General features: G+C 41.5%; 11 protein-coding genes. 9 read left to right on the top strand and 2 right to left on the bottom strand.

Going from position 1 to position 13455, the window contains the following annotated elements:
- Positions 1 to 5: 5 nt before the first annotated feature.
- From GOM47_RS05810 to GOM47_RS05790, 5 genes are all read left to right on the top strand, one after another.
- The gene (locus tag GOM47_RS05810; protein WP_235080147.1) at positions 6 to 1322 is read left to right on the top strand and encodes a glycosyltransferase family 4 protein; all 1317 of its coding nucleotides are present in this window, start codon (positions 6 to 8) and stop codon (positions 1320 to 1322) included.
- 22 nt (positions 1323 to 1344) lie between these two features.
- Entirely contained in the window at positions 1345 to 1536 is a 192-nt protein-coding gene (locus GOM47_RS05805) for a PspC domain-containing protein (protein WP_001074503.1), read from the top strand.
- A gap of 43 nt (positions 1537 to 1579) precedes the next feature.
- Positions 1580 to 1714 (top strand): DUF4044 domain-containing protein, encoded by a 135-nt coding sequence (locus tag GOM47_RS05800; RefSeq protein WP_000863854.1) that lies wholly within the window; start codon positions 1580 to 1582, stop codon positions 1712 to 1714.
- A gap of 70 nt (positions 1715 to 1784) precedes the next feature.
- Positions 1785 to 3095 (top strand): GTPase ObgE, encoded by a 1311-nt coding sequence (obgE, locus tag GOM47_RS05795; protein WP_235080146.1) that lies wholly within the window; start codon positions 1785 to 1787, stop codon positions 3093 to 3095.
- A 9-nt stretch (positions 3096 to 3104) separates the two neighbouring features.
- The gene (locus tag GOM47_RS05790) at positions 3105 to 3278 is read left to right on the top strand and encodes a hypothetical protein (protein WP_223327588.1); all 174 of its coding nucleotides are present in this window, start codon (positions 3105 to 3107) and stop codon (positions 3276 to 3278) included.
- Positions 3279 to 3333: 55 nt separating this feature from the next.
- Here the strand turns inward: GOM47_RS05790 and GOM47_RS05785 are convergent, their stop codons facing one another.
- Together GOM47_RS05785 and GOM47_RS05780 are read right to left on the bottom strand one after the other, a co-directional pair.
- Positions 3334 to 3804 (bottom strand): arginine repressor, encoded by a 471-nt coding sequence (locus GOM47_RS05785; protein ID WP_001043005.1) that lies wholly within the window; start codon positions 3802 to 3804, stop codon positions 3334 to 3336.
- 16 nt (positions 3805 to 3820) lie between these two features.
- On the bottom strand, positions 3821 to 6094 hold the full coding sequence (locus GOM47_RS05780; RefSeq protein WP_235080145.1) for a Xaa-Pro dipeptidyl-peptidase: 2274 nt from the start codon (positions 6092 to 6094) through the stop codon (positions 3821 to 3823).
- 166 nt (positions 6095 to 6260) lie between these two features.
- On the opposite strand from GOM47_RS05780, the gene GOM47_RS05775 reads away from it, so the two are divergent.
- From GOM47_RS05775 to GOM47_RS05760, 4 genes are all read left to right on the top strand, one after another.
- The gene (locus tag GOM47_RS05775; protein ID WP_235080144.1) at positions 6261 to 9362 is read left to right on the top strand and encodes a DNA polymerase III subunit alpha; all 3102 of its coding nucleotides are present in this window, start codon (positions 6261 to 6263) and stop codon (positions 9360 to 9362) included.
- Between the two features lie 80 nt (positions 9363 to 9442).
- Positions 9443 to 10450, top strand: coding sequence for a 6-phosphofructokinase (pfkA, locus tag GOM47_RS05770; protein ID WP_173258503.1), 1008 nt, complete (start codon positions 9443 to 9445; stop codon positions 10448 to 10450).
- 63 nt (positions 10451 to 10513) lie between these two features.
- Positions 10514 to 12019, top strand: a complete 1506-nt coding sequence (gene pyk, locus GOM47_RS05765) for a pyruvate kinase (protein WP_235080143.1) — start codon at positions 10514 to 10516, stop codon at positions 12017 to 12019.
- A 173-nt stretch (positions 12020 to 12192) separates the two neighbouring features.
- Positions 12193 to 13452: a UDP-N-acetylglucosamine 1-carboxyvinyltransferase gene (locus GOM47_RS05760; protein WP_235080142.1), complete on the top strand. Its 1260-nt coding sequence runs from the start codon at positions 12193 to 12195 to the stop codon at positions 13450 to 13452.
- The last annotated feature ends 3 nt before the right edge of the window (positions 13453 to 13455 follow it).

Genomic DNA, 13455 nt, shown 5'->3' with positions numbered 1-13455 from the left:
AATTTATGCGAATTGGTTTATTTACAGATACCTATTTCCCTCAGGTTTCCGGGGTCGCGACTAGTATTCGGACGTTGAAAACTGAGCTTGAGAAGCAAGGGCATGCAGTTTTTATCTTTACAACGACTGATAAAGACGTGAACCGCTACGAGGATTGGCAAATTATTCGCATTCCGAGTGTCCCTTTCTTTGCATTTAAGGATCGACGATTTGCCTACCGAGGTTTCACAAAGGCGCTTGAAATTGCCAAGCAGTATCAACTCGATATCATTCATACCCAGACAGAATTTTCACTAGGTTTGCTTGGGATTTGGATTGCGAGAGAATTGAAAATTCCAGTTATTCATACTTACCATACCCAGTATGAAGACTATGTGCATTACATTGCTAAGGGCATGCTGATTCGGCCAAGTATGGTAAAATATCTGGTACGGGGCTTCCTTCACGATGTGGATGGAGTGATTTGTCCTAGTGAAATTGTGCGGGACCTTCTATCTAAGTACAAAGTCAAGGTTGAAAAGCGTGTTATCCCTACTGGTATCGAGTTAGCTAAATTTGAACGCCCTGAGATTAAAGAAGAGAATTTAGCAGCCCTTCGATCTAAGCTTGGGATTAAAGAAGATGAGAAAATGTTGCTGAGTCTTTCTCGTATCTCCTATGAGAAGAATATCCAAGCAGTCCTAAATGCCTTTGCTGAGGTAGTGAAAGAAGAAGACAAGGTGAAACTTGTTGTTGCAGGTGACGGCCCTTATCTGGACAGTCTGAAGGAACAAGCAGTGAAATTGCAGATCCAAGATCATGTGATTTTTACTGGTATGATTGCTCCAAGTGAAACAGCCTTGTACTATAAGGCTGCAGATTTCTTTATCTCTGCTTCCACTAGTGAGACCCAAGGTTTGACTTATCTAGAGAGTCTAGCCAGTGGAACGCCTGTCATCGCTCATGGAAATCCTTATCTGGATAATCTGATCAGTGACAAAATGTTTGGAACCCTCTACTATGGAGGGCATGATCTTGCAGGTGCAATCTTGGAGGCCTTGATCGCCACTCCAGATATGGATGAGCAGAAGTTGGCTGACAAGTTGTATGAGATTTCGGCTGAGAATTTTGGGAAACGAGTTCATGAGTTTTATCTCGATGCGATGATTTCAAATAAATTTGAGCAGGAACTACGTGGCGACGAACCCATGACACAGCGATTCTTAAAAACTATTTTGTACCTACCTCAGCAGGCTGTTTCAGCTCCAGTTAAAGAGTCCAAACGAATATTAAAGGCTTCTAAAAAGCAGTTGTCTAGCATCCGGGATTACTGGAGAGATTAGTAAAAATACAGGAGAATAAAATATGGCAAAAAAATTTATGAGAAGTGGTAGAGATCAAAAAATTGGAGGCGTTTGCGCAGGTGTAGCCCACTATTTTGATATTGACCCTACTATTGTCCGTGTGATTTGGGGCGTTCTTGCCTTTTGTTATGGGGCAGGGGTACTTGCTTACTTGATTTTATGGGTAATTGCGCCTGTTTCTAGCGAATATTAAAAGAGAATCAGAATAGAACAAAGAGAAATAAAAAGGAGTCCAGATGGCTTTTGGAGATAATGGAAAACGTAAAAAAACAATGTTTGAAAAAGTAACGCTTTTTGTCGTGCTAATTATGTTGTTTGTAACCCTTGCTGGTATTTTTGCGACAGCGCTTGGAGCTTTTAGCAGATTCTAAGCAAGTTGCTAAGATAGAAACAATAACTAATGACTGGATTTTCCAGTCCTTTTTAAAGTGAGAAGAAAATATGAGTATGTTTTTAGATACAGCTAAGATCAAGGTCAAGGCTGGTAATGGTGGCGATGGCATGGTTGCCTTTCGCCGTGAAAAATATGTCCCGAATGGTGGTCCTTGGGGCGGTGATGGTGGACGTGGTGGTAACGTTGTTTTCGTTGTAGACGAAGGTTTGCGCACCTTGATGGATTTCCGCTATAACCGTCATTTCAAGGCTGATTCTGGTGAAAAAGGAATGACCAAAGGGATGCATGGACGTGGTGCAGAAGATCTTCGTGTTCGTGTACCACAAGGAACGACTGTACGTGATGCAGAAACAGGTAAAGTCATTACAGACTTGATTGAGCATGGGCAAGAGTTTATCGTGGCTCATGGTGGTCGAGGTGGTCGAGGAAACATCCGTTTTGCGACACCAAAAAATCCTGCACCTGAAATCTCTGAGAATGGAGAACCAGGTCAAGAACGTGAGTTGCAACTGGAATTGAAGATCCTAGCTGATGTTGGCTTAGTCGGTTTCCCATCTGTCGGAAAGTCAACTTTGCTTAGTGTTATTACTTCAGCGAAACCAAAGATTGGTGCCTACCACTTTACAACTATTGTCCCTAATCTAGGGATGGTTCGTACACACTCGGGTGAATCTTTTGCCGTAGCGGACCTTCCGGGCTTGATTGAAGGTGCCAGTCAAGGTGTCGGCTTGGGAACCCAGTTTCTCCGTCACATCGAACGCACTCGAGTTATCCTCCATGTCATCGATATGTCAGCTAGCGAAGGACGTGATCCTTATGAGGATTACCTTGCTATCAATAAAGAATTGGAATCCTATAACCTTCGTCTCATGGAACGTCCGCAGATCATTGTAGCTAACAAGATGGATATGCCTGAAAGTCAGGAAAATTTTGCAATCTTCAAGGAAAAATTGGCAGCAAACTACGACGAGTTCGAGGAACTTCCAGCCATCTTCCCAATTTCTGGTCTGACCAAGCAAGGGTTGGCTACACTTTTGGACGCGACAGCCGAATTGTTAGACAAGACTCCAGAATTCCCGATTTATGATGAATCCGATATGGAAGAAGAGGCTTACTATGGCTTTGACGAGGAAGAAAAAGCCTTTGAGATTAGTCGTGATGATGATGCGACATGGGTACTTTCTGGTGAAAAACTCATGAAACTCTTTAACATGACCAACTTTGATCGTGATGAGTCTGTCATGAAGTTTGCTCGTCAGTTACGTGGTATGGGGGTTGACGAAGCCCTTCGTGCGCGTGGTGCCAAGGATGGCGATTTAGTCCGAATCGGTAAATTTGAGTTTGAATTTGTAGACTAGGAGATTGATATGGGAGATAAACCGATATCATTCCGAGATGCAGATGGAAATTTTGTTTCTGCAGCAGATGTATGGAATGAAAAGAAACTAGAAGAATTGTTTAATCGTCTCAACCCTAAACGTGCTCTTAGATTGGCACGAGAAAAAAAAGTCAATGAGAAGGCTGATAAAGAAGAAAAATAGCCTATTGACATTGATAAAAGAGAACCCCGTGATTGTATTCATCACGGGGAATTTTTTAGTCATTGAAGAAAAATGGTGGCGCAAATTTTTTAAGAATTTCAAAGCAAGTCTGTGCCTCTTCAGCGTTTTCACAGATAAGAAGGCAGACATCATCACCACATACGGTAGCAATGATTTGTTTAAAATCGAGAGCATCAAGAACAGCTCCAAACGATTGGGCAAGACCTGGCAAGGTTTTGAGGACAACCTGATGCTGGACAGGACGTAGCATAACTAGTCCATCTTCCATATAGTTTTCCAAGCGTTTTTCCCATTTGGAGATGGAGCCAGTATTTAAAACATAGTAAGAATGATCTGCTTCGCGAACCTTTGATAGATTCATGGTTTTGATATCGCGTGAGAGAGTGGCCTGTGTGACTTGGATGTCGTTTTCAGCTAGTAAAGCTTGCAACTCTGCCTGTGTATGAATCTTATTTTTGGCTACAAGCGCGCGGATGAGTTGGTGTCTATGTTCAGATTTATTCATATGAGGCTGTCTCCTTTTATGAGGGGATGGTGATGGAGGATTGTGTGAGATCGACTGTTAAGTGGTAGTCTGTATTATCTCGAATTGTGATCTCAAAGTCTGTTGTATAGAGGACTAAACGGAGAGTATCTCCTTCTTTTAACTTGTAAATAGTTGGTTGCAGTTCTAATTGCACATCCATCCATTCATCTGTAGTAATATCCTCTACTAATAGTAAGTCATTTCTATTTTGTAAATTAAGGTAGCCTTTGGTGATGACACGTTGGGCACTTGAGTTGAATGGTAGTTCACAGAGATTTTCAAGCATGTGGTAGCGACCGTTGTCAATGGTTCTAGCACTTAAAACAGCTGGATAAGGTTGTAGATATTTCTTTTGTCCAAGTTCTAGCAGTTGAGCAGATAATAAGCCCTTGTTTGTGCTTGATTTGACATGAAGTTTCAGCACCACTCGCCCATTTAAGTGGATGTCATTGGTCACTGGAAGGTCAATGGTGATTTGATTGGCTTTTCCTTGGTAAAGCTCAGTGTTGAAGGTCTGGTAAGTCTTGCCATAACGGTCAAAATCATTTTGATCGTACTGGTTTTGAATCACTTTTTCCTCAGTTCCAAGAGAGAATGTATGAAGTTTATCCTGTTTGCCAAAGTCATCAAGAGTCTGCCACGTCTGAGGTACAGTATTGTCTTGCCAGATGACAGTAGGAAGTTGATAGCTTGAGTCAAGTCCTAACAATTTCTTGCTTAAGAGGGCATTCATGGACTCACGGAAGTCGATTGACTGCCAGTTATTCATATAAACATGAGCCCCATGATGGAAAAAGAGGTGCTTATTGATATGAGTTGGAAGAGCATGAAACATCTGGTAAACATGAAGAGGTTTGACGTTCCAATCTTGAGAACCATGTGTAAAGACGACCTCAGCTTGAACCTTATGAGCATTGAGCAGATAGTTGCGGTCATGCCAAAACTGATTGTAGTCACCAGTCTTGCGATCGAGTTTTTCTTTTACCTTCTCTAAGTCTGCCTGATGAGCTCCATTACCACGAATATAATCACCAGCTAGGAGATTACGGGAGTAGGTCAATTCAGCAAGTGAGTCAAAATCCTCACCTGGATAACCACCTGGGCTAGTCACTAGGCCATTTTCCCGATAGTAGTTATACCAAGAGGAAATACCTGCTTCTGCGATAATCACTTCCAAGCCATCAACACCGGTTGTCGCAAGACCATTGGACATGGTGCCTAGATAAGAAATTCCTGTTGTTGCGACTTTGCCGTTTGACCAGTCAGCCTTGATTTGACGTTTGCGTGTGTGATCCGTGAAAGCACGGCAACGGCCATTGAGCCAATCAATGACATTTTTATATGCCTCAATCTGCTGGTAGTCCCCATTGGTCATGAGACCTTGAGAATCTTTAGTTCCAAGACCCGATACATAGAGATTGGCAAATCCACGTGGGAGGAAGTAGTCATTTAGAGTATATGAGCTATTGATATGAGATAGCTTTTCTTCAGCTTCAGAGACGACTTCTGCTTGACCAAGAGGCTCGACAAAATCAATCTCAGGCTCCTCAAGTTCAATAATGTGGGTAGGTTTGACCTCAAGCTCTCCTTCCATTTTGTAGAGAGCCTTGTCACTGGCTTTATCGTTGGTCCCTTGGTGATAAGGGCTGGCGGTCATAAGAGCAGGCACTTGACCATCGTAACGTGGGCGAATAACGCTGACTTTGACTAAATCAGGGAGTCCGTCTTTATCAGTATCCACACGACTCTCGACATACACGACTTCACGAATGACATCATGATTAGAGAAGGTTGCCAAGCTTTTACCGTTAAAGTAGTGGTAGTGATTATCTTCTGAAATGAGTCCATCACTAACAAGCTGGTCGATGAGCGTATTTCCTTTTTTCGTTCGCGTATTTAGCAATTGATAAAAATTTTCGATGAGGTCTCCATAAACAATAGGAAATCCAGTTTCTTTACAGAATTGTTCGGCATCCTCAAAGTCAATCAGATAACTAAATCCCAGAAGTTGAAAAGTCACAGTATAAAAAATCTCAGGAGTCAGGTCACAATCTGACTGAAAGAAGCTCAAAAGGTCCGTTTCTTTATCCACAGCTAAAGTGGATAGAGCATAATCGGTATTGGTATAAGTGAAAAAACTCCAGCGGACAAATTGTTCAAGTTGTTTTTTTGATGCTTGTTCTGGTACCAGCTTCAAACCAAGCTGAGATAACTCGCGTAAAACTTGCGAATGAGAAACGGGCAAGTAGCTGAATTGATTAAAACGCATGGCGCTCTCCTTTGAAAATATTCTAAATTTAGTATATCAAAAATAAGGTAAAAAAGATATTGTTGACCTGTGATGAAGTCACTTTAAAAGGAATGGTCTTCTACCTTTTCATTCTAGTTTTTAAAATGGTATAATAGTACTATATCTAAAGCAAGGAGGAGATGAAATGATTGCACAGCTCGACACCAAGACTGTTTATAGTTTTATGGAAAGTGTGGTTTCTATTGAAAAATATGTACATACAGCTAAAGATTATGGCTATTCTCACCTTGCTATCATGGATGTGGATAATCTTTATGGAGCCTATCACTTTTTAGAAGTGACTCGAAAATATGGAATCCAATCTTTAATTGGTCTTGAAATGACCTTGAGTATAGACGAGAAGGCGATTTCTTTCCGTTTTCTTGCTCTATCTACTAAAGGTTACCAAGAGTTGATGAAGTTATCCACTTTAAAAATGACTGGACGAAAAAATTGGTCTGACTTTACCAGCCACCTTGAGGACGTTGCCGTTATTGTTCCTTATTTTGATGGAATCGATCAGCTGGATTTGGGTCATGATTATTTTATTGGGGTTAGTCCCAATACTCCCCAAGAAGTCTTTGCCAGACCCATTATTCCCCTCTATCAGGTTAACTCCTTTGAAAAAGAAGACATGCAGGTTTTGCAAATCTTATCGGCAATCAAGGATAATGTTAGTCTGCGAGAAGTGGATGTGCATTCACAACAAGGGATTTTTCTACCAGCCTCAGAAATAGAAGCTAGATTTAAAAATCGCTTTCCTCAGGCGTTTGCCAATCTCCAAGGCTTGATAGAGAATGTTAGCTATCAACTTGATCCAAGTTTAAAACTCCCACGCTTTAATCCTGAAAGACCAGCGGTAGAAGAACTTAGAGAGAGAGCCGAGCAAGGCTTGAGTGACAAGGGGCTAACCTCAGCTATCTATCGTGAGCGCTTGAATGAAGAATTAGCTGTGATTCATGATATGGGCTTTGATGACTATTTCCTGGTTGTTTGGGATTTGTTGCGTTTTGGACGTTCCCAAGGCTACTATATGGGAATGGGACGTGGTTCTGCTGTGGGTAGTTTGGTGGCCTATTCACTTGACATCACAGGAATTGATCCAGTTGAGAAGAATTTAATTTTCGAGCGCTTTTTAAATCGTGAGCGATACACTATGCCCGATATTGACATTGACATTCCAGACCTTTATAGACCAGAGTTCATTCGTTATGTTCGTGATCGGTATGGCAGTCAACACGTGGCGCAAATTGTCACTTATTCGACCTTTGGAGCAAAACAGGCAATTCGTGATGTTTTCAAACGCTATGGCGTTCCAGAGTACGAATTAACAAATATTACGAAAAAAATCAGTTTCCGAGATACGCTAACGACGGCCTATGAAAAGAATTTGCAATTTAGACAGGTCATCAATAGCAAGATTGAATACCAAAAAGCTTTTGAGATTGCTCGAAAGATTGAAGGTTATCCTCGTCAGACCTCTATTCATGCAGCCGGAGTAGTTATGAGTGACCAAGACTTGACGGACTATATTCCTCTAAAATATGGTGAGGATATGCTCATCACCCAGTATGATGCTCATGCAGTTGAAGCTAATGGACTTCTAAAAATGGATTTCCTCGGTTTGCGTAACCTGACTTTCGTACAAAAAATGCAGAAATTGCTAGCTGAGTCAGAAGGTATTCATCTGAAAATCGAAGAGATTGATCTGGAAGACAAAGAAACTCTGGCCCTTTTTGCTTCTGGAAATACCAAGGGGATTTTCCAATTTGAACAACCTGGCGCCATTCGACTCTTGAAACGAGTTCAGCCGCAAGTCTTTGAAGAGGTAGTAGCAACGACCTCTCTAAACAGACCTGGTGCTAGCGATTATATTGATAACTTTGTCGCTCGAAAGCACGGCAAAGAAAAGGTGACGGTACTAGATCCTGCCTTAGAGGACATTCTGTCAACAACCTACGGTATCATGCTCTATCAAGAGCAAGTCATGCAGGTGGCTCAGCGCTTTGGAGGTTTCAGCCTTGGCAAAGCCGATATCCTCAGACGAGCCATGGGTAAGAAAAATGCTAAAGAAATGCATTTGATGAAGGAAGATTTTATCACAGGAGCTATGAAATTGGGGCATACAGAAGAAAAGGCCAATCAAGTTTTTGCAGTGATGGAAAAGTTTGCAGGCTATGGATTTAACCGATCCCACGCTTATGCCTACTCAGCCCTGGCTTTCCAGCTTGCCTATTTCAAGACGCACTATCCTGCTATTTTCTTCCAAGTCATGTTGAATTATTCTAGCAGTGATTACATTGTAGATGCATTGCAGATAGGCTTTGAAGTAGCGCCTTTAGCAATCAACAGTATTCCCTATCATGATAAGATTGCCCAGAAGAAAATCTATCTTGGTCTAAAAGCCATTAAGGGACTACCGAGAGATTTGTCTTACTGGATTATCGAAAATCGTCCCTTCTCAAGCATTGAAGATTTCGTCACACGTCTTCCTAAGAATTACAAGAAACTATCGCTTTTGACTCCTTTGTTTGAATTGGGGCTTTTTGATGAATTTGACAAGAATCGCCAGAAAATCCTAGTGAATCTGCCCAATTTGTTTGTTTTTGTTGAGGAGTTGGGTGGCCTCTTTGCAGATGCAAGCTATAGCTGGACTGAGACGGATGATTTTACTGAAGCAGAGAAATTTTACAAGGAGCAGGAACTGATTGGGGTAGGTATTAGTGCCCATCCTCTCCAAACTCTTGCCAAACAAGCCCTATATCCGACGACGCCAATCACTAATCTAACCGAGGGAGCTCAAGCCACTCTCCTAGTTGAAGTTCAAAAGATTAAAGTGATTCGAACCAAGAAAGGCGAGAGTATGGCCTTTCTACAGGTTCATGATAGTAAGTCTAGGCTGGATGTAACTGTATTTTCAGACCAATATCGAAAATTCGCTTCCATTTTATCCGAAGGGAAATTCTACTACATCAATGGCAAGGTTCAATCTCGAGATGGTCGTCTGCAAATGATTGCACAAGATTTGAAAGAAGCAGTCGCTGAACGATTCTGGATTCAACTTAAAAATCATGAATACGATAAAGAGATTTCAAATATCTTGGAACAATATAAAGGCCCTATTCCTGTTATTATCAGGTATGTAGAGGAAGAAAAAACAATTGTTTCCTCCCGTCATTTTGTAAAAAAAGACCCTGCTTTACAGGAAAAATTAGAGGGAATTGCTATGAAAACGATTTATCGCTAAAAATACAAAAAATAGAAGAATTTTCAAATGAAATGTGGTATAATCAATAAGAATGTTAAAAGAAAAAGGAGCAAAACCAAATGAAACGTATTGCTGTTTTGACTAGCGGTGGAGACGCCCCTGGTATGAACGCTGCCATCCGTGCAGTAGTTCGTCAAGCAATCTCAGAAGGAATGGAAGTCTTTGGTATCTATGATGGATACGCAGGGATGGTTGCCGGTGAAATCTATCCACTTGATGCTGCTTCAGTTGGAGACATCATTTCACGTGGTGGTACTTTCCTTCACTCTGCTCGTTACCCTGAGTTTGCACAACTTGAAGGTCAACTTAAAGGGATTGAGCAGTTGAAAAAACACGGGATCGAAGGTGTCGTTGTAATCGGTGGTGACGGTTCTTATCACGGAGCTATGCGCTTGACTGAGCATGGATTCCCAGCTATCGGTCTGCCGGGCACAATTGATAATGACATCGTAGGTACTGATTTCACAATTGGATTTGATACTGCAGTTACTACTGCAATGGATGCGATTGATAAGATTCGTGATACATCATCAAGTCACCGTCGTACTTTCGTTGTAGAAGTAATGGGACGTAACGCTGGTGATATCGCGCTTTGGGCAGGTATTGCTACTGGTGCCGATGAAATCATTATTCCTGAAGAAGGCTTCAACATGGAAGAAATCGTAGCTAGCATCAAAGCTGGTTATGAACACGGTAAGAAACACAACATCATTGTCTTGGCGGAAGGTGTTATGTCAGCAGCTGAATTTGGTCAAAAACTAAAAGAAGCTGGAGACACTAGTGACCTTCGTGTAACTGAACTTGGTCACATCCAACGTGGTGGTTCACCAACTGCGCGTGACCGCGTCTTGGCGTCACGCTTGGGAGCACATGCTGTTAAACTCCTCAAACAAGGAATCGGTGGTGTCGCTGTTGGTATTCGTAATGAGAAAATGGTTGAAAATCCAATTCTTGGAACAGCAGAAGAGGGAGCTTTGTTTAGCTTGACTGAAGATGGTAAGATCGTGGTGAACAACCCGCACAAAGCTGATCTTGAACTATCTAGCTTGAACAAGAGCTTGTCCTAATCAACTTTCATAAATCTAGTAAAATGACCAGAAGGTCGAATTATATAAAGGAGTCACAAAATCATGAACAAACGTGTAAAAATCGTTGCAACTTTGGGTCCTGCGGTAGAAATCCGTGGTGGTAAAAAATTCGGTGATGACGGATACTGGGGAGAAAAACTTGACGTTGAAGCTTCAGCTCAAAATATTGCGAAATTGATTGAAGCAGGAGCAAACACTTTCCGCTTCAACTTCTCACACGGTGACCACCAAGAACAAGGTGAGCGTATGGCAACTGTTAAACTTGCTGAAAAACTTGCAGGTAAAAAAGTTGGTTTCCTTCTTGATACTAAAGGACCTGAAATCCGTACAGAATTGTTTGAAGGTGACGCAAAAGAGTACTCTTACAAAACTGGTGAAAAAATCCGTGTTGCAACTAAACAAGGAATCAAATCAACTCGTGAAGTGATTGCTTTGAACGTTGCGGGTGCTCTTGACATCTACGACGATGTTGAAGTTGGTCGTCAAGTATTGGTTGACGATGGTAAGCTTGGTCTTCGAGTTGTTGCTAAAGACGATGCAACTCGTGAATTTGAAGTTGAAGTTGAAAACGACGGAATTATCGCTAAACAAAAAGGTGTAAACATCCCTAACACTAAAATTCCTTTCCCAGCACTTGCTGAACGTGATAACGATGATATCCGTTTCGGTCTTGAGCAAGGTATTAACTTCATCGCGATCTCATTCGTACGTACTGCAAAAGACGTAAACGAAGTTCGTGCAATCTGTGAAGAAACTGGTAATGGTCACGTTCAATTGTTCGCTAAAATCGAAAACCAACAAGGTATCGACAACTTGGATGAAATCATTGAAGCTGCTGACGGTATCATGATTGCTCGTGGTGACATGGGTATCGAAGTACCATTCGAAATGGTCCCAGTTTACCAAAAAATGATCATCACAAAAGTAAATGCAGCTGGTAAAGTCGCTATCACAGCAACAAACATGCTTGAAACAATGACTGAAAAACCACGTGCGACTCGTTCAGAAGTATCAGACGTATTTAACGCTGTTATCGACGGAACTGACGCTACAATGCTTTCAGGTGAGTCTGCAAATGGTAAATATCCACTTGAGTCAGTTACTACGATGGCAACTATTGACAAAAATGCTCAAACTCTTTTAAAAGAATACGGTCGCTTGTCATCTGTTAACTTGTCACGTAATTCTAAGACTGAGGTTATGGCTTCAGCTGTTAAGGATGCGACAAACTCTATGAATATCAAGTTGGTGGTTACTCTTACTAAGACAGGTCACACTGCTCGTTTAATTTCTAAATACCGTCCAGATGCTGATATCTTGGCAATCACTTTCGATGAATTGACTCAGCGTGGTTTGATGTTGAACTGGGGAGTTATTCCAGTAACAACTGATCGCCCATCAAACACTGATGATATGTTTGATCTCGCTGAAAGAATTGCAGTTGAGCAAGGTTTGGTAGAATCTGGTGATGATATTGTTATCGTTGCAGGTGTACCGCTTGGAGAAGCTGTCCGTACAAACACAATGCGTATCCGTACAGTACGTTAATCTAACATTTTAAAGCCTATCATACCAAGCTTTTGTGCTTGTATGATGGGTCTTTTTTCTATTTTAGAAGATAAAAAGAGGGAGAATTTTATTAAACAGAAATGGGAAAAATAGGAGAACTATGGTATAATAGAATGTAAAGACCTTTTTAGTAAATTTTGAAAGAGTATAACATGAGAAAAATTGTCATCAATGGTGGACATCCATTGCAAGGTGAGATCACCATTAGCGGTGCTAAAAATAGTGTTGTAGCGCTTATTCCAGCTATTATCTTATCAGATGATATTGTCACTTTGGATTGTGTCCCAGATATTTCAGACGTTGCTAGTCTTGTAGAAATTATGGAAATTATGGGGGCGACTGTTAAGCGTTATGAGGATGTCTTGGAGATTGATCCAAGAGGTGTTCAAAATATTCCTATGCCTTATGGCAAGATTAATAGCCTTCGTGCTTCTTATTATTTCTACGGAAGTCTTTTAGGTCGCTTTGGTGAAGCTACAGTTGGACTTCCTGGTGGATGTGATCTGGGGCCTCGTCCGATTGACCTTCACTTAAAAGCCTTTGAAGCCATGGGAGCTAAGGTCAGCTATGAGGGAGATAATATGAATTTATCTGCCCAGGGCAAGGGACTTCACGGCGCAAGTATCTACATGGATACCGTCAGTGTTGGTGCAACGATTAACACTATGATTGCTGCAGTTAAAGCTAAGGGACGCACTGTCATTGAAAATGCGGCTCGTGAACCGGAAATTATCGATGTTGCTACCCTTTTGAACAACATGGGGGCCCATATTCGTGGTGCTGGGACTGATATTATCATTATTGATGGTGTCGAGAAACTTCATGGAACTCGTCACCAAGTAATCCCAGATCGTATCGAAGCTGGAACCTATATTTCACTTGCTGCAGCGGTAGGAAAAGGAATTCGTATTAACAACGTTCTCTATGAACACTTAGAAGGCTTTATCGCCAAACTAGAGGAAATGGGTGTTCGTATGACAGTCTCTGAGGATAGTATCTTTGTTGAAGAACAATCTGATTTGAAGGCCATCAATATCAAAACAGCTCCCTATCCTGGGTTTGCAACCGATTTGCAACAACCAATCACACCACTTTTACTAACTGCTCAAGGTCGTGGAACTATTATTGATACCATTTATGAAAAACGTGTCAATCATGTCTTTGAATTAGCAAAAATGGATGCGGATATTGCGACTACAAATGACCATATTTTCTACACTGGTGGGCGTGTTCTACATGGTGCTAAGGTGAAAGCTACAGACTTGCGAGCTGGTGCTGCACTTGTGATTGCTGGATTGATGGCTCAAGGCCAGACTGAAATTACAAATATTGAGTTTATCCTTCGGGGCTACTCAGATATTATTGAAAAATTACGTAGTCTTGGAGCAGATATTACACTCGTCGAAGACTAAGCC

The organism is Streptococcus oralis (assembly GCF_021497945.1).
In the GTDB taxonomy this organism is placed as follows: Bacteria; Bacillota; Bacilli; order Lactobacillales; family Streptococcaceae; genus Streptococcus; species Streptococcus oralis_BR.
The sequence above is the reverse complement of the archived record's forward strand: the minus strand, read 5'-3'. Positions and strand labels throughout refer to the sequence as shown.